Here is a 24,511-nt window from a genome sequence, read left to right as displayed (position 1 = left end):
AATGGATCAAGTCTCCTTCCAAATCTTAAATAAAACTTCTTGATCAGGGCGATTAGGTTCTGGCTCTCTTAAGGGTTCACACTCTTTTAATGTGTTTCGACAGTCTTCGGGTAATTGTTGATACAATGCTGTACCCTTAGTCTTCCATTCCAACATTTTATCAGTGACATCCTTAACAACTTTTGCTGGATTTCCTACTACAATTTTACGATTAGGAATGATGGTTTTTGCAGGCACAAAACAAAGTGCACCTACTATTGATTCATCACCAACGACCACATTATCCATGACTACAGCATTCATTCCAATCAATGAATTTTTCCCAATAGTTCCCCCATGAATAATCGCTCCATGTCCAATGTGCGCACCAGCCTTTAATCTTGTAGTGGTACCTGGAAACATGTGGACCGTGCAATTTTCCTGAACATTACAACCGTCTTCTATTACAATTTTTCCCCAATCTCCTCTTAACACGCAATTAGGTCCAATATATACATCCTTTCCTATAAATACATTCCCTGTTACATTGGCTTGTGGATGAATGAATGCACTTTCATGAATTACGGGTTTAAACCCATTAAATTCGTATATCATAATTTACAATTAACTTCGTTTTTAAAGATAGTAGAAATTACCTAAGCCATCAATTCAATTTTATAATTAATTTCGTATTCGCAATTAACAATATACAATGACCGATTTAGTTTCTATCATAATGCCCTATAAGAATTGTGAAGAATTCTTGCAAGAAACGCTTGATTCTTTAATCAATCAAACTTATTTAAATTGGGAATTAATTGCCGTCAATGATCATTCTGAAGACGAAAGTTTTAACCTAGTACAAGCCTCTCTTCAAAACGACCATAGAATCAAAAACATCAACAATACAGGACAGGGCATAATTGAAGCATTAAAAACTGGCTATGCATTAGCTCAAGGCCAATACATTACTAGAATGGATGCCGATGACATCTGTACTAATGAAAAAATACAGCAGCTAAAAGACACCATAGATACTCATGGTCCCAACACTGTAGCCATTGGAAAAGTTTATTATTTTAAAGCTGATGGAACAGCTATTGGGAATGGCTATTTGAATTATCAAAACTGGATTAACCAATTGGCAGAACAGCAAAATAGTTTTTCAGAGATTTACAAAGAATGCCCCATTCCTTCTCCCAGTTGGATGTTATTAAGAACAACATTTGACCAAATTGGAGCTTTCAACGCGAACATTTATCCTGAAGACTATGAACTAGCTTTTAGGATGTATAAAGCAAAACTTAAACCTGTAGGCACCCCTAATCAAGTCCATCATTGGCGTGATTATACAACGCGAACCTCAAGAACGCATCACCATTATAAAGACAACCGTTTTTTATCATTAAAAGTTCAAGCTTTTATCGACCTGGACCTCAAACATAATTCCCCACTGTATTTGTTAGGAGCAGGAAAAAAAGGAAAAACAATTGCGAAACTATTAATTGCTTCTAATATTGATTTCCATTGGCTTTGTGGAATCGAATCTAAAATTGGTCATAATATTTATGGTAAAATTTTACAAAACAGTGCACAAACCATAGAAAACAGCCAACTTATTGTAACAATAGCTTCATCGAAAGATTTAAGCCAAATAAAGTTAAATGAGGTCAATTCCAACGATTATTATTATTTTTGTTAAAAAATATAGTAGATATGACCGCACAAGAGCTATACGAAAAGTACAATAATTTTGACAAAGAGTTTGGGTTAAAACTAACAGTAAAAGCTCCAGGTGTTATTACTTACGAACTTCATGTTGAAGAACAACATTTAAGCTCGCCAAGAGTTGGTCACGGTGCTATTGTAGCAGCTATGATGGATGCTATTTTAGGTACTACAGCACTATCAAAGGTTTATGACAATGGCAATTTAGTTTCCACAGTAGAATTTAAGATTAACTATTTCAAGCCTATTTTTAAAAACGATTACTTATTAGCCTCAGGAGAAATTGAATTTGAGGGAAAGAGTTTAATTGTAACTACGGCCAAAATTATCAAACAAGAAACTGGAGAATTAGTCTCTAAGGGAATGGGTACATTTAACATTTATCCAATGTCAAAAAGGGGATTATTTCTATAAAAACATGTTCAACACCCTTATTTTTCCTTATTTCGCAATGGATTGAATGAATATTATCATCAGATACTAAAAAAGTATTTTATATCTTAAAAAATAATTTATATTTGTGGGTTAGTATTCATATTTTGAATCAATGAACATTAAACATTACATATCATATACACTATTGTTAGTTATTCTATCAACTCTTGTTTTTACAGGCTGTAAAGAAAAAGATAATAGAATAACTAAGGGTATTATTTATTATGATGTTACCTATCCGTATTTTAAGGATCCTTTTATGAAGACGATGTTACCTTCAAAAATGACCTTTGAGTTTAAAGATGGGATGTATAAAAACACCATTGAAAAATCTATTTTTGCCACTTCATTGATAGCTAATTGTAAAGACAGTATCTTAATTATGACAATGCGTTTAGGTCAGAAGCAATATTACGCAGAACTAGATGCAGCTTTAACAGATACAATGATTCAAAAGAATGGTATTCCAGATATTATTCCGTTAAATACTACTGATTCTATTGCAGGGATGTTATGCACCAAACACATGGGGGTTTTTGACAACCTAAACGATGGATATGATGGAGAGGTATATGAGACTCAAGAAATTGGGCTTGAAGCTCCTAACTGGTGTAACCCATACAGAGAATTAGATGGGGTACTTTTAGGTTATGAGGTCGATCAGTTTGGTCTTCTAATGCGATTTAGAGCTACTGAAATAATGGATACAATAGTTAGTGACAGTACTTTTAATATTCCGGCTAATTATAAAAAAGTACCTTTGGAACGAATGTTGTATGAAGTAGAAGAGTTATTCAACAATTTATAACAAAATCTTAATTTACTTAAAGATTCTAATGAATCACACTAAATTTATCACAATGAAAAAGAAAATGTTTTCGCTATTATCAGTTATAGCAATTTTTGTAGGAAGTACTTTTGCTCAATTTGAAGGAAAAGTAGTTTATGGATTAGATTACGAATTACCTGAAGCTATGGAAGCTCAACGTTCGATGTTACCTTCGGAAATGAGTATGTTAATTGGAAAAAGTAAAACTAAAGTCATCCAAAACACGATGATGGGGTCTCAAATTGTTATTACAGATACCAAAGCAAAATCTAGTATCTTATTAATGGATATGATGGGACAAAAAATGGCCATTGATCTTCCTGCTCCAACAGAAGAGGAATTAAAAGAGGAAGTACAGCCAAACTTCAAATACGACGATAAAACGAAGAAGATTGCAGGGCATAAATGTAAGCATGCTATCATGACTTTAGAAGATGAAAATGGTGAAGAAATGGAAATGGATGTTTATTATACTGAAGAAATTCCTTCTGCTGCCAATGATAAACTTAAAGGGTTAAAAGGTTTTCCTTTAGAGTACACTATTTTAAGTCAAGGATTAACGATGATTGTTACAGCGAAATCTGTTTCTAAAGAAAAAGTAGCAGCTTCAGAATTTGAAGTTCCTGAAGGTTTTTCTAAAATGACTATGGAAGAATTCAAGAAGAGCATGGGAATGTAATTCTAAAAGAATTAGACTTTAAATAAAAAAGGAAGTAATTTAAAATTACTTCCTTTTTTTATATCCTAATGTAAAATTTTATAAACTAACTCCTTGAGTAATTCCCCATCAGATGTAGAGGCATTATCGACCCCTTTTGATGCTAAATCATACTGTCTTAAATAACCAAATATTCGTGCAATCTTATTCATACTATAATTACGAGCAGCTTTTTGATATTCTTTTAAAATAAATGGATGCACTCCCATTTTCTGCGCTAATCCACGATCATCAATTTGCCCAGCATATTGGTGATATTTAATCAGTTTAGTAAAATACCCATATATTACACCTAAGGTTACCACAAGTGGGTAATTCTTAGGATTCTGACCAAAATGATTGGCAATTAAATTCGCTTTATAAACATCTTTTTCACCTAAGGCATTATTCAATTCAAAAGTGTTGTATTCTTTAGATATTCCTACATTTTTTTGGATCAGTTCTTCGGTAACTTCTGTATCTCCATCCATTACTACTTTTAACTTCTCCAGAGTATTAGCAATCTTATTGAGATCATTCCCTAAATACTCACTTAAAATATGAGCTGTTCTAGGGTTAATTGCTAAATGTTCTGAATTGCAATAGCTAATAATCCAGTCTGGTAATTTATAGTCTTTTACTTTATCTGAAGTAAATAAGTAACCTTTCTTTTTTAACTCCTTCCCTAATGCTTTTCGTCCATCTAACTTCTTATACTTATAATTGAACACTAAAATTGTAGATGGCATAATTTGCCCTAAATAAGCGCTTAAATTTTCAACCGAACGAGAAAGGTCTTGTGCTTCCTTAACAATTACCACTTGATATTCACTCATCATCGGATAACGCTTAGCCATGTTTACAATATCTTGGATAGTTGTATCTCGGCCATAGACAACCGTTTGATTAAAATCTCGTTCAGATTCATCTAAAACATGGTGAGCAATATAATCTGATATCTTATCAATAAAATAAGACTCTTCCCCTTGTAAAAAGTAAATCGGTTTATAAACCTTTTGCTTTAACTCTTTAAATACCTCTTCGTATGTCATAAGTTATTTCCCCAATTTTATTGTAACTAATCATCAATAAGCTCAGAGATGATTTCCTCTTTTTGATTGCCGAATAGTCGATGAACAAGTATCCATCCTAATAATGCCATGGGAATATATGCTAACAAAACATCTAGTGCTGCAAACCATATTGGACCAGGAAGCATGATATTTACAGCAATACCTCCTATCAAAAATAATCCACCAATAACTAACGCAAACGTTTTCTTTCTGCTCCCAGCTATCAGCGCAGCAACTATAGCCCCCACAAAAGTTCCTAAGGCATGAGCTAAAAATGGAAAAATAAAATGTTCAGCTCCTAAACTAGGCATAATTTCAGCTAAGGCAGTCATATTATTCATATCAACACCTTCCATTGGAAAAACTTGATGCCCTAGGTTTACAAGTCCCATATTTACGACACTGCCAATAAACCACCCTAGCACAACTGCTAGAACATTCCTAATAACGATCACAACCATCTGAATTTATTTTGGGTTAATTACATAAAGCGTAAATGCTTTACTGTCTCTCCTTTATTCATAATTTCTTTAAGCGCATCTATTCCAATTTGGATGTGTTTTTCAACAAAATTAGCCGTTACACTGTTATCGCTTTTATCGGTTTTTACGCCTTCAGGAACCATTGGTTGATCTGAAACTAGCAACAAAGCTCCTGCAGGTATTTTATTGGCAAAACCTCCTGTAAAAATTGCTGAAGTTTCCATATCGATAGCCATTGCTCTAATTTTACGCAAGTACTTCTTAAATTTATTATCGTGCTCCCAAACTCTTCTACTTGTTGTATAAACAGTTCCTGTCCAATAATCTAAATCGTGCTCTCTAGTAGCGTGTGAAACAGCCCTTTGCAAATTAAAAGCTGGTAAGGCTGGTACTTCAACAGGAAAGTAATTATTGGAAGCCCCTTCTCCTTTGATAGCGGCAATAGGTAAGATCATATCCCCTATTTTATTCTTCTTTTTTAAGCCTCCACATTTCCCTAAAAATAAAACACCTTTAGGTCTTATTGCTCCCAACAAGTCCATAATTGTTGCAGCATTTGCAGCACCCATTCCAAAGTTAATAATGGTAATATCATCTGCTGTTGCACTTGGCATCGCCTTGTTTTTACCATCAATCTCAACGCCATACTTTTGAGCAAATAATTCTACATAATTATTAAAATTGGTCAATAGAATTGTTTTTCCAAAGTCCTCTAACTCTACCCCTGTATATCTTGGCAACCAATTATTTACAATTTCTTCTTTTGTTTTCATATTCTTAAGTTTTTGTGTAGCTAGTCAATTTCACGCTAAAATACTACATAATCGAGTATGATACTTTAATTATTTATGATTTTTTATATATATCCCTATTGCTGATACCAAAAGTGAATTGTAATTTTCATTCATTAATTCTAATATGACTAAAAAAGTATCTTTATGATAAAAAGCTATCAAACATTGAAAATAATCAACCTGTTTTTTCTATCTGGCATTCTTCTTCTATCCGCATGTAAAAATACAACCGATAAAAACATTAGCACAGTACCAAAAGACACCAGCGAAACTGCTGAAACGGTGACTTCGGGAAGCTCTAAGACTATTAACATCGCATTATTGCTAGACACCAGCAACAGTATGGATGGCTTAATTGAACAAGCAAAATCTCAGCTTTGGAAAATAATCAATCAACTAACAAAAGCTAATAAAGAAGGAGAGGAAGCTGCTATTAAAATTGCTTTATATGAATATGGTAATGATCATTTAGTCGTGACTGATGGATTCGTTAGGCAAATCGCACCATTAACCAATGATTTAGATGAAATTTCTGAAAGATTATTTGAACTAAAAACAAATGGAGGAAGTGAATATTGTGGATACGTCATCCAGTCAGCAATCAATCAATTAGAATGGGGACAAAAACAAGATGGATTAAATGCCATTTTTATAGCGGGAAATGAAACCTTTACTCAAGGTCCGATCAACTTCGAAAAGGCTTGCGCGAATGCTAAAGAAAAAAATATAATCATCAATACAATCTACTGTGGTGATTACCTTGATGGAAAAACAACTGGATGGGAAGACGGAGCTCGCATCACAGGAGGAGAATACCTTAATATTGATATGGACCAAACAACCACGTATATTGCTTCTCCATTTGATGTACAGATTAGTTCGCTTAATGACTCATTAAACAGCACCTATATTGGATATGGGAAACATTGGGTTACCTTTTCTGACAAACAAAAAAGACAAGACTTAAACGCGACATCCTATAGCATGGAAAATAATGTAGCGCGTACCATTTCAAAAACTTCCAAAATGTATAAAAACACCAACTGGGACCTTATTGACAAAATGGAAGAAGACTCCACCATTCTTAACACTTTAAGTAAAGATGAACTTCCAGAAATCATGCAGAAGATGAGTTTAGAAGAACAACAAGCTTTCTTATTGGGTAATTTGAGAAAAAGAAACATTTTCAAAAAACAAATTCAAGAGCTCGGAAAAAAGAGAGAGGCATTTATAACTAAACAACAAAAAACAACGAATAAAGAAAACTCCTTAGAAAACTCTATGCTGGAAGCAATTAAGAAATCTGCAAATGAAAAAGGCTTTAAGTTTAAAGACCAATAAATCCTCCTATTCAAATATTTGTTTAATTTTAAATGCTAAAAAATTCTTACCATGGACCAGTCATTAAAAGTCAATAAAAGTATTGAAATAGAAGCAGCTCCCGAAGCTGTTTGGGATGCTTTAATAAACCCTCAAAAAATTGAACAATATCTATTTGGTACACAAACAACATCCGATTGGAACGTTGGAAGTACAATTCGTTTTGAAGGAGAATTTAATGGTCAAAAGTATCAAGATAAAGGAAATGTTTTAGAGGTCATTGAAAATGAATATATCCGATACAATTATTGGTCTGGCTTTTCTGGTTTACCAGACACCCCAGAAAACTATTGCGCAGTAATCTATAAGCTTGAAAAACAAACCAATAATCGCGTTCTATTTACATGGAAGCAAATTGGATTCTCCAATGAAGAGAATAAATGTCATACAGAAAATAGCCTTGGGCAAATACTTCAACAAATTAAAGAACTTGTTGAGAAAGAATAGAGATAAACATGCAAGAACTAAACTTTCCTCAATACGATTTTTCCATAAAAAGGCAACAAGATAAAGTCTTAATTTTTGATGAATTTCGAAAAAAATGGATGGTTTTAACCCCTGAAGAATGGGTAAGACAACATGTATTAATGTATGTCTTGAAAGAAAAAGGCTACCCAAAATCATTAATAGCTGTTGAAAAACTTGTCAACGTAAATGGCTTGAAGCAACGTTTTGATGCTGTACTATTCAATAATAACGCTAGACCCATTGCTATTATTGAATGTAAAGCTCCATCTGTAAAAATTACCCAAGAGGCTTTCCACCAAGCTTTAAGATACAATGCTCAAATTGGAGCTCCATACATTGTCCTTACCAATGGGCTACAAACATATTGTGGGAAGATAGACCTTATAAAAAATAGTTTTGCTTATTTAAAAGGGATTCCTAATTATGAAGACGTTTAACCTTAATGTTCAATTAAGTAATTATTTAGTATATCGCAAAATAAAGATCAAGCAACCATCAAATCAGCTAATTATCTAATTCTCAAATCACTTATACTTTCCCTCCAACCAATTTCTTAATCTCATTCAGTTTCATTAGCGCCTCAACAGGTGTTAATGTATTGATATCTATGTTAATGATTTCTTCTTTTACCTGTTCTAAAATTGGGTCATCGAGTTTAAAAAAGCTCAACTGCATTCCAGCTTCATCTGCTAATTCTTTAGTCTTGTTACTCATTTCCTCAGCACCATGAGATTTTTCTAACTTCTTTAAAATTTGATTTGCCCTGTCTAAAACCTGTTTAGGCATTCCAGCAACCTTTGCCACATGTATACCAAAACTATGCTCACTTCCTCCTCTGACTAGCTTTCTCAAGAAAATTATTTTTTTATTAATTTCCTTTACCGAAACATTATAGTTTTTAATCCTATCAAATGCATTTTCCATATCATTTAGCTCATGATAATGGGTTGCAAATAAGGTTTTTGCTCTTGCTTTAGGGTTTTGATGAATAAACTCTGCTATTGCCCAGGCGATCGAAATACCATCATAAGTACTTGTCCCACGACCAATTTCATCGAGTAGGACTAAACTTCTATCTGAAAAGTTATTTAAAATACTAGCTGTTTCATTCATCTCCACCATAAATGTAGATTCTCCACTCGAAATATTATCACTTGCTCCTACCCGAGTAAATACTTTATCTACAATACCTATATCAGCACTTTTTGCAGGAACAAAACTTCCCATTTGCGCCATCAATGTAATCAAAGCAGTTTGCCTCAACAATGCTGATTTACCACTCATATTTGGACCAGTAATCATAATGATTTGTTGGGACTGATCATCTAGAAAGACATCATTGCTTACATAAGACTCTCCTAATGGTAAATTTTGTTCTATAACAGGGTGACGACCTTCTCTAATATCCAAAGCTTTCGAATCATTGATTGTTGGTCGAGTATAATTATTTTTTAAAGCAATTTTCCCAAAGGACAACAAACAATCTAATCGTGCGATTAACGATGCATTGTATTGAATGGGCTGAATATAATCAGCTATGGCAAAAACTAAGTCTTCAAACAACTTAGATTCTATTGCTAAAATTTTTTCTTCAGCTCCTAATATTTTTGTTTCATACTCTTTTAACTCTTCCGTAATATAACGTTCCGCTTGAGTTAACGTTTGTTTTCTCACCCAATTTTCAGGAACTTTATCTTTATGTGTATGACGTACTTCAATATAATACCCAAAGACATTGTTAAAAGCAATTTTAAGCTTACCTATTCCTGTTTCCTCCATCAAACGCTCTTGCATTTGCAATAAATAATCCTTGCCTTTGTAGGCTATTGCTCTTAAACTATCGAGCTCTTGATTGACCCCATCTTTAATGACATTTCCTTTTGAAACAATCACAGGAGCATCATCTTGTAATTCCTTTTCAATCTTTTCACTAATGAGTTGACAGACATTTATCTGTTCTGCTATTTTTTGAAGTGCTTTATTATTTGATTGCTCACATAACGTTTTAATTGGCTCTAATGCTAACAATGAATACTTAAGGTGCACTGTTTCTCTAGGTGAAATTCTTGCTGCTGCTACTTTCGATATTAAACGCTCCAAATCACCTATTCGTTTGAGGTGTGTCGTAATATCTTCTACAAAATCGTGATGCTCTGTAAAATATTGCACTACGTCCAGACGGCTATCTATAGCTTTTTTATCTTTTAAAGGGAGCACTACCCATCGTTTTAGCATTCTTCCTCCCATAGGAGAAATTGTAGCATCCAAAACATCGATTAGTGTTGTAGCCCCTTCGTTATGAGAATAAACCAACTCTAAATTACGAATAGTAAAACGGTCTAACCATACATAATTGTCCTCATCCAGACGAGAAATATTCGTAATATGACTTACCTTACTGTGCTGTGTATCTGCTAAATAATGTAAAGCAGCTCCAGCAGCGACAATTGCGGTCGTTAGGTTTTCTACCCCAAACCCTTTCAATGAATTTGTTCCAAAATGTTTTAGCAAGGTTTCTTGGCTATAATCATCTGTAAAAACCCAATCCTCCAATTTATAAGTGTAAAATTTATCACCGAAATTTTCAATAATTCTTTTATCGTTATTCCTTTGAAATAAAACTTCACTTGGATTAAACCCCTGTAATAACTTATCAATATAGCTCGCTTCACCCTCTGCTACCAGAAACTCACCAGTTGAAACATCTAAAAACGCTACCCCTACTTGCTTCTTATCGAAGTGTACAGCCGCTAAAAAGTTGTTTTTCTTATTTTCGAGCACTTGTTCATTAAACGCAACTCCTGGAGTTACCAATTCAGTAACCCCACGTTTTACTATTTTTTTGGTTTGTTTTGGATCTTCTAATTGATCACAAATCGCTACACGTTGACCAGCTCTAACTAGCTTAGGTAAATACGTTTCAAGCGAATGGTGAGGGAAGCCGGCTAACTCTAAATTTGATCCTCCGTTATTTCGAGCTGTTAAAACAATTCCCAAAATTTTAGAAGCCACAACAGCATCCTGACCAAAAGTCTCATAAAAATCCCCTACACGAAACAACAATAAAGCATCTGGATACTTCGACTTAATTTGATTGTATTGTTGCATCAAAGGAGTTACCTTTTTTGATTTACTTGTTGATTTCTTAGCTGTTTTAGTTGCCATACAATTTATATAACGTTTAGTTAGCAAATATAACGATAGACTGCTAACTTTGCTTTTCTAAAAAAACAACACTTTGTATTAGTTATGAACAGGAAATTAAAACTTACGGAATTAAATCGTGTTTCTGTAGACGAATATAAACAACAAGACAAAACACCTATTGTGGTCATTCTTGACAATATTAGAAGTTTAAACAATGTTGGTTCATTCTTTAGAACTTCTGATGCCTTTAATATTGAGGCAATATATCTATGTGGTATTACCGCTACTCCACCACATCGTGAAATTCAAAAAACAGCCTTGGGCGCTACTGATTCTGTTGATTGGTTTTACAATGAAAACACTATAGAAGTTGTTGATGTATTACAAACAAAAGGCTATAAAGTTTACGCTATTGAACAAGCTGAAAACACTATTTCTCTCGAAAACTTTAACTACAATAACGAACCTATTGCTCTTGTCTTTGGAAATGAGGTCAAAGGTGTTGAACAACAAGTCATTAATGCTGCAGATGGCTGTATTGAAATCCCCCAATTTGGAACTAAGCATTCTTTAAATGTATCGATTAGTTATGGTGTCGTTGCCTGGCATTTAGTCAATCAAGCGATAAAAAAATAAAACAAATACCTAAAAAGCAAAAGGCTCGTACATTAATTATTTGTACGAGCCTTTTTTTATTTCTCTTTTATTTTCTGTTTACTTTACAACATTCACTTGCTTTGTTAGCACTGTATTTCCATCAAATATATTAACGTAATAAATACCTTCTGATACATCAGATAAATTCATCTGTATAGACTCTCCTTGAAGTGTATTTTCTTTACGAATAACCTTTCCTTCTGCTGATGTTAAAGTAACTTCACTCACAACGTTACCATTTAGAGCTATGTTTAAAACTTCTGAAACAGGGTTGGGATAGACCGTTACCTCAACTGAATTTTCTTCAACAATGGAAACAAAACCTGCTCTTTGTACACTTACTTCTAAGTCGTATGTCCCTAAGTCATTGTAGAAAAATGGTACAACATCAACTAATAGATACTTACTTGTGGCTGTATTGTTCGTAATGGTAATGGTATCCATCTCACCATCATCATAAAAATTAGACCAATTAGTTCCATTATAAACTTTAAACACCACATCATTCGTATACATTCCAGTTAATGAACTGTAATTATCATGCACTCTTGTATAAACAGTATACTCATATCCTGGTTCTAATTCAAACTTATAATAATCGTTACTATCCTCAGTTACCGAATGTATATTTGAAGTAGAAGATAAAAATGTAAATTCATCTTGTGTCCACGACACTGGGACTTCATAGGCCATAGCTTCTGAATTGTTGTTTTCGTACATATCTGGCACATTAACTGAAAAGTTCAACCCTACAATATCAACGGTAATCGAATTGGGGTAATTTCCATCGGCTATGATTTCCCAACTCCCTCCATTTGGTTTATGCCAAATAACGAATTTATAACTTCCTGGATCATTGTCTAAACCTGTATGATTGTATACAATGTGCTCTGAAGCATTTGCCAAGATTGAATATGTTCCACCTTGAACTTCTGTAACCCAATCTCCATTTAGTTCATGTAAGTCGATTGAAATTTCTCCATTAAAATCTAAAGCACTGTTGTTTAAAATATCAAACTCTATCTGAAAAGGCTGATCTTTTTCGATTGGATCTGGGTTTACCAAAATATTACCATTAGATAATAATCCTTGCGGATTCGTTCCATTAATCGAAACACCTAAAGGATTGGTAAAGCCGTCTGGTGAAGCCAACATCCAAGTACTGTTAGCTGTATTTTGAACATAAATTCCTAATTTGTAATTCCCTGGAGGGACATTCATCCCTGTTGAAGAGAAAGTCAAAGAAGCATAGTCATTCGACGCGATTGTGACATTAGTTAGCAATTCAACATTTCCTACAAAGGCATCATTTAAATCGAATAAAGAAGCTTTGACAGAACCGCTATAAGTGACATTTCCATAATTTGCAATATCTGCTGTAACTGTAAATGGAGCATTAAATGGAATAGTTGTAGGAGCGACAATAATATCACCAAACATTCTCACATCAACATTATTTGCCAATGGTTTAATTTTAATAATTGCACTTTGCGTATCGTTAAAAGTATAAGTTGACCCTGGGTTTAAGTTGTTAATCTCAAAATAACCATCAGCATATCCACCCCATCCCCAATTCACATGGAATTTATCGTCGGTATCGTAACCATCAATTACAAAAGCATGGCCTGCCTGTGGATTAGCACAAAAACCACTGTGATAAACTGGTCTAGCGACATCTAATTCTGTTTTTAATTTATTCTTCCATGACGTTAATGAATAATAGCTTCTTTTAATAAATTGTGCACTATTATCGTAAGAGAAGTGATCTTTTAAAGCATCTGGAACTAAACGACTAAATGCCCCACTACTTCCTGGACTATAATTCATATCTAAAGAAACCCCGACATGGTACATCAATGTTGCTATAGCTTCTTTTTCAGTTTGCGTTGGTGAACCAGACAATGAATTAGGCATATTTGCCCAATCATAAGTTGTTGCTCCAAAATTAGCTGAAAGCGTTCCAAAATCTGTATGGTTATATGAATGAGAACCATTTCCTTGAGCAGGGTGGTTATGATACTTCATAATTTGAGCTGTAGCCGTTGCAACACAACCTGTTGGTGTTCCTGTAGGGCAAAATAAATTATATCCTCCAGAAGATTGACTCCATTCGGTCGTTAACAATGGACTAACACTACTTGCTCTATTTTGAGCGATAACTCCATTAGCTAAATCTTGCCATTGGCTACGAATAGATGCTGTTGTGGTAATATGATAATCTTGGGCTATATTTTTAACTTCCCTTGCATAAGCAAACATTAATTTTCTCAATCCATTAGGTAGTTTTTGCGCATCATAACTTCCTTGATCCACATATCCTAAAACCGGAATTGTTTTATCATCTCCTGAGACGATTACAAACCCTTGATTTTGGTTTACATTTAAGACATAATAAGCTACATGCTGAACTCCAGCAACATCTATATAGTTTTTTTGAGTTGCTAAATGAACATTCACAGTACTTAAATTCATCCTTTTCTCTTGGGCAAAATGTGTTTTTGCTACTGCTAAAGCTTGATTAAGTGTTACATCTCCTGCAAATGTAAACCATGATATAAGAAATGAAATAAGCGTTAAAATTATAGATTTCATAGGCGTTGTTTACTTAAAAAAATGGTTGAAGAATCAAATATAAAGAAACTTCTTGTAATAAAAAATGAACCTAATAAATTTTGAGATGTATTCTACTTTAAAATTCATCATTTGTTTACTCGTATTTATTTAACTTTGTGACATGAAAATCCTACTATTTGTCTTATTATTTTTTACTTCTTCCTATTATCTAAATGCCCAATGTTGGCTTGAAGTCGCTTCGAAATACGACCAAACACTTGCCATAAAATCAGACAGTTCTTTATGGCGCTGGGGAGGCAGTAGGTATACCTACGAACGAACCTTAAATCATCCTAACCTCGTTGACTCTTCTCAAAAATGGAAAGCAGTATCAACAGGAACTGCTTATTATGCTGCGATTACAGACTCTGGAGCTTTATGGACATGGGGAGACAATTCTTATGGACAAATAGGTAATGGGACAACAACCAACCTTTGGACGCCTACCCAATTAGATATGAATAGAGATTGGGCAGCAATTTCTTGTGGTCCTGATTTTATGATTGCACTAAAAAGTAATGGTTCATTGTGGTCATGGGGACGTAATAGAACGACTTCACCTACTCAAATTGAAACAGACACAACTTGGATAGCGATTAGTTCTGGTAAAGAAAGAAGCCTTGGAATCAAAGCTGATCGATCACTTTGGCTTATCAATTCAGGAGGAACACAGGCTATTGATAATGGACAATGGAAAGCAGTATCGAAAGGAAATTATACCGATTATGGTATTAAGAGCGATGGGAGCTTATGGACATGGAATAACTCCAACAGAACACCAATAAGAGTTGGAAATGATTCTGATTGGAAAAGTCTAGATTGCAGTCATCTAAATCACGCTCTTTTTGTCAAAAACAATGGCACGCTTTGGGCTGTCGGGGTCAATAACTTTGGGCAACTTGGCGACAATTCAATCACCAATAAAACAGCACCTGTTCAAATTGGAACTGCAAACAATTGGGAAAAAGTTATTGCTGGAAATCTGTACAGTTTAGCTCTACAAACTAACCGTTCACTATGGGGATGGGGTAGAAACAATCATGCTCAATTTGGTAACGGTAAAAACAAAAACACTCCCCAACCTGTTGACACATCTATGCATTGGAGGAAAGCTACATCTAGTATGGCCTACCAAAGTGGTCATACTCTAGCCATTAAAGAAGATGGAACGCTTTGGGCATGGGGACAAAACAATGATGGACAATTGGGTAATGGTAGCACTTATACGCATGCTGTATTACCGATACAAATCTCCAACGATACAACTTGGCACTCTATTGCTAATGGTTTTTTCTTTTCTGTTGCAACAAAAACAGACGGCACTTTATGGACTTGGGGAAGAAATGGAAGAGGACAATTGGGATTAGGTTCATTTGTTTTCAAAAAGACAACCCCAACACAAGTTGGGACAGACTCAACTTGGAATATGGTTTCTGCAGGCTCTGAGTTTGCCCTAGCTCTAAAAAACGATGGTACACTTTGGGCTTGGGGATATAATTATAATGGTCAGCTAGGCGATGGGACAACAACTACTCGTCACACTCCTATTCAAATCGGAAGTGATTCCAACTGGGTTTACATCAATGCTGGAGCTAAACACTCATTTGGAATAAAAGCTGACAGTACGTTATGGTCTTGGGGGAGTGATCAACATGGACAAGCTGGAAGAGGAGGAAATTTAAGAGTTCCTATGCAAGTTGGAACCGATAAATGGGTAACAATTCATGGAGGAGGAATGCACTCTGTAGGAATCAAGAATGATAGTACACTTTGGACTTGGGGAAGAAATCTCTACGCCCAACTTGGTGATGGAACAACTACTAGTAAAGGCATACCTTATCAAATAGACACCTTACATCGATGGATTAAGGCTGCTGCTGGTTATGAACATTCTCTTGCAATACAAACTGATGGATCCTTATGGGCTTGGGGGAGAAACAATGGAGGACAAGTGGGAGATAGCACTTCATACTCTGCTTTCCTTTCAAAAGCTTATATTCCAACTAAAATATCCGACAGTAACTGGAGTGATATCAACGGCGGACCGATTAATAGTATTGCAATTAATTCCAACAATCATATCTTTACTTTTGGAAGTGGTTATTCCACCACCTATCAATCTAACTTTCCTCAATTAGGCTATGTCTTCTCTAGTCCTAATCAAATCAGCAATTGTAATTTTTGCCCTCCTAGCTACAGCACTACAATTGAAGACATTTGCACAGGTGACACCATCTTATTTAATGGTAGTCCACTAACCACAGCAGGCGTATATACGGATACACTGACCAGTAATACTGGATGTGATAGCATTGTAATGTTAACCATTATTAATCACGAATCATACAGTACCGTTGACACTGTAGTTTGCTCCAACTATGTTACTCCTAGTGGAATCCCCCTTTCTCAATCAGGAACTTATTTTGACACTATCCCTAATCTCTACGGATGCGACAGCATTATTACAATTAATTTGATCATTAACAACTCATTCTCTTCTATTGATATTGATGAATGCAACAACTACACCAGTCCAAGTGGAGTTAATTGGACTGCTTCTGGAGTCTATACAGACACTATTATCAATCACCTCGGTTGCGACAGCATCATTACCATCAACTTAACTATTTTACAATCGTTTGACACGCTATATATTGATGAATGTAACAGTTATACTAGTCCTAGTGGACAACTATTCACGTCTTCAGGAACCTACAATGACACCATTACCAACACTGCAGGCTGCGACAGTATTATCACTATAAACCTAAATATACAACAGTCTTACAGTACCTTAACTACTGAAGAGTGCCACAGTTATATCAGTCCTAGTGGAAGAACAATAATGAACTCTGGAACCTATACCGACACCATTACGAATTATGTTGGGTGTGATAGTATTATCACTATCAATCTTACCATACAAACAATTGACACCTCTGTTACGCAATCTGGTATTCATTTAACAGCTAACGAAACAAACGCCAGTTATCAATGGTTAAATTGTGACGATAATTTCGCTATTATCAACGGTGCTAATGCTGCGACTTATACCCCTTATAGCAATGGTAACTACGCTGTTGAAATCTCTTTAAATAATTGTGTTGATACTTCTAACTGCAAACTTATCAACAGTGTTAGCATTGATGAGTCCTCTACGGTGTTATTTTCGATTTTTCCGAATCCTACATCTGAAAGCTTTACTATTCAGTGTTTTCAGAATATTAAACATGGATATTTGAACATCACCAACCTTTCAGGCCAACGAATCTACTCAAGTGAACTGAATAACACGTCAAAGATTTATATTCCTGAAGCAACATTAAAACCTGGTATTTACACCATTTCAATTACAACGCAAAAGAATACACACTCGCAAAAACTAATAAAAAGATAAAAAGCTTGAAACTATATCATCATAAGTCCGTTGAATACTTATGATGACTAAGGCTAAATTATTTGTAGGCTATTTTTTTATACTCATAGGAGTTGCTAGTACAGCGACCTCTATTTACCTCTTGCAAGATGCCAGACTCGCTAAATTATTCGATGTACAGCAGAACATCAAAATAGAAGTAACACTACTGCTTATTTTTTCTTTATTGTTAACTTATTCTGGAGTAAGAACTATCCAAAAAGAATATAAAAAAGACCAGTTAAAACAATCAGATCTATTAGATGATTAGTTATTGATTCTTTTCTAAAATATAGTTTAAGACTTTAGTCATTAAATGAACTCTATCCTTACCTCTTACATTATGTGGATGCATTGGGTAAGGGAAAAAATCTATTTGAACACCTTCTTTTACACATTGCTGAACAAAGGCTAAATTATGCTGCATAACAACAACATCATCGACTGTTCCATGTATCATTAATAAATCACCATCTAGGTTTTTAACATAGTTCAATAAACTAGCCTTTTCATACCCCTCTTTATTTTGTTGTGGTTGGTCCATATACCTTTCACCATACATAATTTCGTACCATTTCCAGTCAATAACAGGGCCACCTGCTACACCTGTTGTGAATGTACCTGGAGTTCTTAACATTAAGGAAGTTGTCATAAAACCTCCAAAGCTCCAACCGTGCACAGCCATTCTTTTGGAGTCTATATAAGATAAGCTTTTTAAATATTCTACTCCTGTTAATTGATCTTCAATCTCTAATGTTCCTAGTTGCCTGTGAATTCCACTTTCAAACTGGAAGCCTCTATGTTTTGAACCTCTTCCATCTACAGTAAAGACTACATAACCTTGTTCAGCCATCCAATACATCCACATACTTGCTCCACCAAGCCAATCATTTGTAACAAGCTGTGCATGAGGCCCTCCATAAACATACACTAAAACCGGATATTTTTTACTAGCATCAAAATCGTGAGGTTTAATTAACCTTCCATATAAATCTTCTCCACTTTTAGAGGTTAAAGTTACCAATTCAGTTGTTCCATATTTATAATCTTTCAGAGGATTATCGGCAGTTAACAACGCTAGCTCTTTCCCTTTATTCACAGGAATAACATTTATTTTTTTAGGCGTTGAAAGACTACTATAACTATCAATCATTAAATCAAACTTAGCATTATACTGAACATGGTGCACTCCAGGTTCTTTTGTTAGCTGATCAATTGCTTTTGTTTTCAAATTAACTTTAAATGCATGTAATTCTCTTGGATCTTCACCAGTTCCTTCAAATAGGACATGCTCTCCTTTATTATCAAAACCTAAAATTTCATCAATTACCCATTTAACACGAGTAATTTGACCTAATAATTCACCTTCTGTTGAATAGTGGTAAATATTCATAAAACCATCTCTTTCACTTAACCACAAAAACTCCTTAGGATTATTAGGTAAGAAATACAATCCATGTTCAGGCTCTACCCATTTATCATTTTGTTCTTCAAATAACGTTTTCACTTTTTCTCCTGTAGTCACATCATACTTGTTCAACCACATGTGATTTTGATCTCTATTAACTTCAGCTAGATAGACGTATTTTTGTTCTGGACCCCAAGTCGTATTGGTTAAGAAATGATCTAAAGGCGCTCCTGTTTTCAAGTAAGTAACTTTTCCATTTTCTGTATTATAAATCCCAATCTTACCATGCTCACTTTTTTGCCCTGCCATAGGATACTTAATCGATTTTAGTTGTCCTGGAGTCGTATTGATATCTAACAAAGGATAATCCGCAACATTGGTTTCGTCCTTTTGAGAAAAAGCCAATTGATTCCCCATAGGCGACCAAAATGTTCCTTTGCTAATCCCAAACTCAAAACGATGAATTGCTTGACCTGAAACTATATTTCCATTTGTATTCTCAGTAACTACCTTATTTTTCCCCTCAGTAACAACAGAAAGATTATTGGATAATGTATAAGCAATATTTCGAGTAGCATAATCAACATCTAAGTTTTCTCCTTCTGCATGATAAGCAACCTCTTCAGCATTTTTTCGCTTATAATCATAATACACAATAGCTTTAGGGGTTCTAAAAACCAATAGCTCACCATTAATGTATTCGATGTATGGAAAATATTCTAAGCTTGCTACTTTAACTTTTAGCTCATCCAAAGTGATGGTTTGTATCGTTTTCTGATTTTTTGCCGACTTTATAATCAGCCCATCAACTGTCACATAAGCATAATTACTTGTATTTTTAACCCACTGCAAATTTCTTAAAGACTCTGGATACAAGCCTTTATAATAACCTAAAACAGCATCTTCTAAAGTTAATTCTTTTAATTGCCCAATAACTGCAAAAGAATAAATAGAGATAAATAGTGTAATAAAAATTGATTTCATACTAAAGAATATATGGATTTGAACCACAAAGCTAACATTTTTTTAAATTTTAAAACCAAGTGTCACTAATGCATTCGTCCATTTTTTGGTTGGAGCTGCATTTTCAATTAATATAGGATCATATAAGAAATAGTTTTCCTTTTGTTGTGAATGCACTACAGCTGCATCTATAAAAAACTGTTCCGTTCTAAACCCTAGCCCCAATGAATACTTTATTTTGGGAGTTGCTTGATCTTTGTACTCATTTTTAAATGGCTGGCCGTTAACTGCATATCCAGCTCTTGCCATTAAATAATTTGTAATCTTATACTCTCCTCCTACTCTTATATTTAAGGCTGATTGATAAATCTGCTCAGAAACAGTATTCTCATAATTAAAATCGTAAGAATCTCCTGCCCCTTGATGATTTTTAAGCAATACATTTCCATAATTAATATACTCACAATCTACACTCAACAGCCCCAGTTTTTTTGAGACCAATGCTAAACTCCCCATGAGTTTACCAGGAGTCCTCATTTTATAGACATAACTAGAGGAAAGAGATTCTTCCGAAAAACGATCTCCATTTTTAAAATTTGTTATTATTTCAGAGTTCCATGTATCTCGCATATAGTAATAATTGGTTGGAGTATGCATTGCTATCCCTAGCCTCAACCATGATTGCGGAAGTATGATTGCTCCAACTTTAAGGTTCACTCCATTACCACGAGTAGTTAAATTTTCAACAAATGTAAAATTATCTATTGCTAGTGAATCTGAATTAGAAGCTTCAAAATGTGTCTTAGTACGACTATATTGAATTTTATCTACACCAACAGTAGCCCCTAAATACAACTTATCTGAATAATTCCCTGCAATAGAAAATGCGCTTTCCCCTATCCTACCAACTGTTTCAACATAGTGCTCATGAGTTATCCCCCCTCCATAATCATTATGCATTTGAGTGACATACCATTGTTGACTAGAATCAACAACATGATCAATTAAATAATTCTCATAAGCTAACCCAGCGTAATGTTGATCAAATCCATAGATTTCATTTGGTGTTCGACCATACCCTCTATCAGCCAAGACATAGGAAAAAGAAGCGTCATTGACACCATTAACAGCATATTTATCGTTGAACTCTGCTAACCGGTTATAGGCAAATCCAAATTGGACTTTACGCCATGGACTTGGGTTATCTACTCTAGTATTGGATACTCCTATAATTCCTAAGTTATTCAAATCAAAGTTTTCTGAATTAGTCAATGTTTCTTCTCCGTTTAGTGTGGCTCCTGTGTACCCTACCCCCAAGTTGACTGTACCTGTTAGTACATCGGCTTTATACCTCCCCATTCCTGCTGGATTGACGCTCAACACTGAAATATCAGCTCCTAGCGCCCCAAAAGCACCTCCCATACTTGCATATCGAGCTGTACCTTGTACATCAGTTGTTGAAAAACGGAGTGCATCCTCTTCGTTTTGTGCTAGAAAAGAAGTATAAACAAAGCATAACAGCCCTATCAATGTAAAATTAAATTGCATTGTCATAATAAAATAGATTAGATTTAGCTCCTATCTTCTTCCTCCTGCTCTAGACGAGCTTCCTGAACTTCTTGAAACACTACTTGAAGATCTACTACTTCCACTTGATCTGGAATAACTAGAAGAACTTCTACTACTACCAGAATAACTAGAATTACTTCTTGACGGAGTGGTATACGTTCTCGACGAATTCCCTTTATAGGATGAATTCATTCTGTACGAAGAAGAAGCTCTCGAGCTTTCTTTTGCTCCACTTGGAGAAGCAGATAGCGCTCTCCTCGAATCAGATTGATACCTTGAAGAGCCTGAACTAGCCCTCGCAGGTTGTCTAGCATTGTTCCAAGCTGAGTTCGAACTTGAGCTAACCGTTGGTCTTTCATTACTGATTCGCTTAGAGGTATTACTACTATAACTTTGTTGAGCATTGTTAATGGAAGAAATTGAATGATTGTAGGTAGGTTTATACTCCGTTTTAACAGGTTCTTTTGCACTGATGACATCATTATCTACAACTTTCATCCCTGTTGGTACTACATGAGTATACCCTTCATTTCCACTATTTGTAGTATTACTAGTATTCCCATGGTTAGACAAACCATTAGAGAATCGATAAGAAGAACCATGCCTAGAACCAGTACTCACACCTCTACCTCGATGCCCCCCAGTCGGTTTTACCATATCATTGTTTGCAAAACTATTATTATTCCCTCCATAATAACCACCATAGTAGGGATTATAAGTTCCATAATAAGGATTATAACCAAAGTTGTTAGTGTAATAACCATAGCCAAAATTATTATATGGAGTTCCCCAAGCATTGTAGGAATTTCCAAAGTAAGGATTATAACCAAATCCACCACAACTTATACAATAAGGGTTATAGCCAAAGGAGTTGTAATTATAAGGATTACCCCAAGCATTGTTCGAATAAAAAGAATTATTAAATCCATATCCAAAATAAGGGTTAAAACTATTATTGTAAAATCCAGCATTGGGAGACCCAAAATAACGATCATCATCACTAAACCTCTCGTTTTCTTCTTCTGAAAAATAATCAGATTTATAAACATCTGAATAATTCGGGTCATAATAATCATCTGCACCTTCGGTACTTTCTTCATTCATTTGGGCAATATATATATTTTCTTCATCAGCATACAAATCATCCTCGTAAGCTAAATTTAAGGATGAAGCACAAGATGTAAATAACAAAACGAATACTGGAATGGAACTATAAATTGCTTTCATGATGGTACAAATTACGATAAGTATATAAATATAATAAAACTTTAACGACTATTTTAACCTAAAAACTTTTTAATTTTTAACTTTGTTAGCGTTAACAGATAATTAACAATAATCATACCAAAATATTATGGCAAAAGGCTTACCAAAAAGAGCCGAAGATTTTTCGGGTTGGTACAATGAATTAGTAACAAAAGCAGACCTTGCAGAGCATTCTGATGTAAGAGGAAGCATGGTCATTAAACCTTATGGTTACGCAATATGGGAAAACATGAAATCCATTTTAGATGCTCAATTTAAAGCAACTGGTCATCAAAATGCGTATTTCCCTTTATTTATACCTAAATCATATTTAAGCAAAGAGGCGGCACATGTTGAAGGCTTTGCAAAAGAATGTGCTGTAGTTACACATTACAGACTTAAAACAGGAGAAGATGGGAAAAGTGTTGTAGTCGATCCTGATGCTAAATTAGAAGAAGAACTTATCGTACGCCCTACTTCTGAAACGATCATTTGGAATTCTTTTAAGAATTGGATTCAGTCCTATAGAGATTTACCACTATTAATTAACCAGTGGGCCAATGTTGTACGTTGGGAAATGAGGACACGTTTATTTTTAAGAACAGCAGAGTTCTTATGGCAAGAAGGGCATACTGCTCACGCGACAAAAGAAGAAGCAATTGCTGAATCTGAAAAAATGCTTGAAGTATATGCTGATTTTGCTGAACAGTATATGGCAATGCCGGTTGTAAAGGGTTGGAAAACTGAAAGCGAACGTTTTGCTGGTGCGAATGAAACTTATTGTATTGAAGCGCTGATGCAGGATGGAAAAGCTTTGCAAGCAGGAACCTCACATTTTTTAGGTCAAAATTTTGCTAAAGCTTTTGATGTTAAATTTTCTGATGCCAATGGAAAACAAGAGCATGTTTGGGCTACTTCATGGGGTGTTTCTACTCGATTGATGGGGGCTTTAATTTTAACACATAGTGATGATTTTGGTTTAGTATTACCACCTAAACTAGCTCCTATTCATGTAGCAATAGTACCTATATATAAAGGCGAAGAACAACTTGCTCAAATTTCTGAAGTTGCCAATAAAATTAAAACTGAGCTTCAAGCACAAGGCATCATTGTTAAATTTGATGATGATACAAAGCGTAAACCAGGATGGAAGTTTGCAGAATATGAAATGAAAGGTGTTCCAGTAAGAATTGCTATTGGACCAAAAGATCTAGAGAATGGCACTGTTGAAGTTGCAAGGAGAGACACCTTAAGTAAAACAGGATACGATCAAGAGGGGCTAGCTCCTAAAATTAAAGCGCTATTGGATGAAATTCAAGTTAACCTTTTAGAACGCGCAAAAAAATTCAGAATGGACAACACTACAACTGTAGAGAGTTTTGATGAATTCAAAGAGGTTCTTAACAACAAAGGAGGCTTTATTCTAGCACACTGGGATGGGACAGCTGAAACAGAGGAAAAAATTAAACAAGAAACAAAAGCAACAATAAGATGTATCCCTTATGATTCTAAAGAAGAAGAGGGGACTTGTATTTATACAGGAAAGAAATCTGCTAAAAAAGTATTATTTGCAAAAGCTTATTAAGTACTTTTTTCTCTTTAAATGACATGATCCTAACTATGACTATT

The 24,511-nt window shown here is 34.7% G+C and carries 20 protein-coding genes; 11 read left to right on the top strand and 9 right to left on the bottom strand.

Features of this window, described 5'->3' with window-relative positions; translation table 11 throughout:
- Positions 1-6 precede the first annotated feature (6 nt).
- Positions 7-594 (bottom strand): transferase hexapeptide repeat family protein, encoded by a 588-nt coding sequence (locus N4A35_07900; GenBank protein MCT4581323.1) that lies wholly within the window; start codon positions 592-594, stop codon positions 7-9.
- A gap of 97 nt (positions 595-691) precedes the next feature.
- On the opposite strand from N4A35_07900, the gene N4A35_07895 reads away from it, so the two are divergent.
- The 4 genes from N4A35_07895 (at position 692) to N4A35_07880 (ending at position 3,650) form a co-directional block, all read left to right on the top strand.
- Positions 692-1,681, top strand: a complete 990-nt coding sequence (locus N4A35_07895) for a glycosyltransferase (GenBank protein MCT4581322.1) — start codon at positions 692-694, stop codon at positions 1,679-1,681.
- Positions 1,682-1,695: 14 nt separating this feature from the next.
- Positions 1,696-2,121, top strand: a complete 426-nt coding sequence (locus N4A35_07890; GenBank protein ID MCT4581321.1) for a PaaI family thioesterase — start codon at positions 1,696-1,698, stop codon at positions 2,119-2,121.
- 280 nt (positions 2,122-2,401) lie between these two features.
- Positions 2,402-2,950 carry a hypothetical protein gene (locus N4A35_07885; GenBank protein ID MCT4581320.1) on the top strand — a complete coding sequence of 183 codons (549 nt, stop codon included), beginning with the start codon at positions 2,402-2,404 and terminating at the stop codon, positions 2,948-2,950.
- Between the two features lie 52 nt (positions 2,951-3,002).
- Positions 3,003-3,650: a DUF4412 domain-containing protein gene (locus tag N4A35_07880; GenBank protein ID MCT4581319.1), complete on the top strand. Its 648-nt coding sequence runs from the start codon at positions 3,003-3,005 to the stop codon at positions 3,648-3,650.
- Between the two features lie 65 nt (positions 3,651-3,715).
- On the opposite strand, the gene holA is transcribed toward N4A35_07880, so the two are convergent.
- Genes holA through N4A35_07865 form a run of 3 tightly spaced genes read right to left on the bottom strand, consistent with a single transcriptional unit; the run spans position 3,716 to position 5,996 of the window.
- The gene (gene holA, locus N4A35_07875) at positions 3,716-4,720 is read right to left on the bottom strand and encodes a DNA polymerase III subunit delta (protein MCT4581318.1); all 1,005 of its coding nucleotides are present in this window, start codon (positions 4,718-4,720) and stop codon (positions 3,716-3,718) included.
- A 26-nt stretch (positions 4,721-4,746) separates the two neighbouring features.
- A complete protein-coding gene (locus N4A35_07870; GenBank protein ID MCT4581317.1) occupies positions 4,747-5,202 on the bottom strand; it encodes a hypothetical protein in 456 nt (151 codons plus the stop codon).
- Positions 5,203-5,222: 20 nt separating this feature from the next.
- Positions 5,223-5,996: an AMP nucleosidase gene (locus N4A35_07865; GenBank protein ID MCT4581316.1), complete on the bottom strand. Its 774-nt coding sequence runs from the start codon at positions 5,994-5,996 to the stop codon at positions 5,223-5,225.
- 165 nt (positions 5,997-6,161) lie between these two features.
- On the opposite strand from N4A35_07865, the gene N4A35_07860 reads away from it, so the two are divergent.
- From N4A35_07860 to N4A35_07850, 3 genes are read left to right on the top strand one after another with little or no spacing between them, the layout of a single operon-like run.
- The gene (locus N4A35_07860) at positions 6,162-7,358 is read left to right on the top strand and encodes a VWA domain-containing protein (protein ID MCT4581315.1); all 1,197 of its coding nucleotides are present in this window, start codon (positions 6,162-6,164) and stop codon (positions 7,356-7,358) included.
- 51 nt (positions 7,359-7,409) lie between these two features.
- Complete coding sequence (locus N4A35_07855; protein ID MCT4581314.1) at positions 7,410-7,844, top strand: SRPBCC domain-containing protein; 435 nt, start codon at positions 7,410-7,412, stop codon at positions 7,842-7,844.
- Between the two features lie 8 nt (positions 7,845-7,852).
- Positions 7,853-8,302, top strand: coding sequence for a type I restriction enzyme HsdR N-terminal domain-containing protein (locus N4A35_07850; GenBank protein MCT4581313.1), 450 nt, complete (start codon positions 7,853-7,855; stop codon positions 8,300-8,302).
- A gap of 91 nt (positions 8,303-8,393) precedes the next feature.
- Here N4A35_07850 and mutS read toward each other — a convergent pair whose 3' ends face one another.
- Positions 8,394-11,030 carry a DNA mismatch repair protein MutS gene (gene mutS, locus N4A35_07845; protein ID MCT4581312.1) on the bottom strand — a complete coding sequence of 879 codons (2,637 nt, stop codon included), beginning with the start codon at positions 11,028-11,030 and terminating at the stop codon, positions 8,394-8,396.
- An 84-nt stretch (positions 11,031-11,114) separates the two neighbouring features.
- Here mutS and N4A35_07840 point away from each other — a divergent pair, with 84 nt between their 5' ends.
- Positions 11,115-11,648 carry an RNA methyltransferase gene (locus N4A35_07840; protein MCT4581311.1) on the top strand — a complete coding sequence of 178 codons (534 nt, stop codon included), beginning with the start codon at positions 11,115-11,117 and terminating at the stop codon, positions 11,646-11,648.
- 78 nt (positions 11,649-11,726) lie between these two features.
- Here the strand turns inward: N4A35_07840 and N4A35_07835 are convergent, their stop codons facing one another.
- Positions 11,727-14,261, bottom strand: coding sequence for a thiol protease/hemagglutinin PrtT (locus N4A35_07835; protein MCT4581310.1), 2,535 nt, complete (start codon positions 14,259-14,261; stop codon positions 11,727-11,729).
- A gap of 142 nt (positions 14,262-14,403) precedes the next feature.
- Here N4A35_07835 and N4A35_07830 point away from each other — a divergent pair, with 142 nt between their 5' ends.
- Both N4A35_07830 and N4A35_07825 read left to right on the top strand, forming a co-directional pair.
- Positions 14,404-17,679, top strand: coding sequence for a T9SS type A sorting domain-containing protein (locus N4A35_07830; GenBank protein MCT4581309.1), 3,276 nt, complete (start codon positions 14,404-14,406; stop codon positions 17,677-17,679).
- Positions 17,680-17,719: 40 nt separating this feature from the next.
- Positions 17,720-17,968, top strand: coding sequence for a hypothetical protein (locus tag N4A35_07825; protein MCT4581308.1), 249 nt, complete (start codon positions 17,720-17,722; stop codon positions 17,966-17,968).
- On the opposite strand, the gene N4A35_07820 is transcribed toward N4A35_07825, so the two are convergent.
- From N4A35_07820 to N4A35_07810, 3 genes are read right to left on the bottom strand one after another with little or no spacing between them, the layout of a single operon-like run.
- The gene (locus N4A35_07820) at positions 17,969-20,089 is read right to left on the bottom strand and encodes a S9 family peptidase (protein ID MCT4581307.1); all 2,121 of its coding nucleotides are present in this window, start codon (positions 20,087-20,089) and stop codon (positions 17,969-17,971) included.
- Positions 20,090-20,131: 42 nt separating this feature from the next.
- Positions 20,132-21,622 (bottom strand): hypothetical protein, encoded by a 1,491-nt coding sequence (locus N4A35_07815; GenBank protein MCT4581306.1) that lies wholly within the window; start codon positions 21,620-21,622, stop codon positions 20,132-20,134.
- A gap of 24 nt (positions 21,623-21,646) precedes the next feature.
- Positions 21,647-22,864: a hypothetical protein gene (locus tag N4A35_07810; protein ID MCT4581305.1), complete on the bottom strand. Its 1,218-nt coding sequence runs from the start codon at positions 22,862-22,864 to the stop codon at positions 21,647-21,649.
- Positions 22,865-22,991: 127 nt separating this feature from the next.
- Here N4A35_07810 and proS point away from each other — a divergent pair, with 127 nt between their 5' ends.
- Positions 22,992-24,467 carry a proline--tRNA ligase gene (gene proS / locus N4A35_07805; GenBank protein ID MCT4581304.1) on the top strand — a complete coding sequence of 492 codons (1,476 nt, stop codon included), beginning with the start codon at positions 22,992-22,994 and terminating at the stop codon, positions 24,465-24,467.
- The last annotated feature ends 44 nt before the right edge of the window (positions 24,468-24,511 follow it).

Source organism: Flavobacteriales bacterium (assembly GCA_025210295.1).
In the GTDB taxonomy this organism is placed as follows: domain Bacteria; phylum Bacteroidota; class Bacteroidia; order Flavobacteriales_D; family Parvicellaceae; genus S010-51.
The sequence above is the reverse complement of the archived record's forward strand: the minus strand, read 5'-3'. Positions and strand labels throughout refer to the sequence as shown.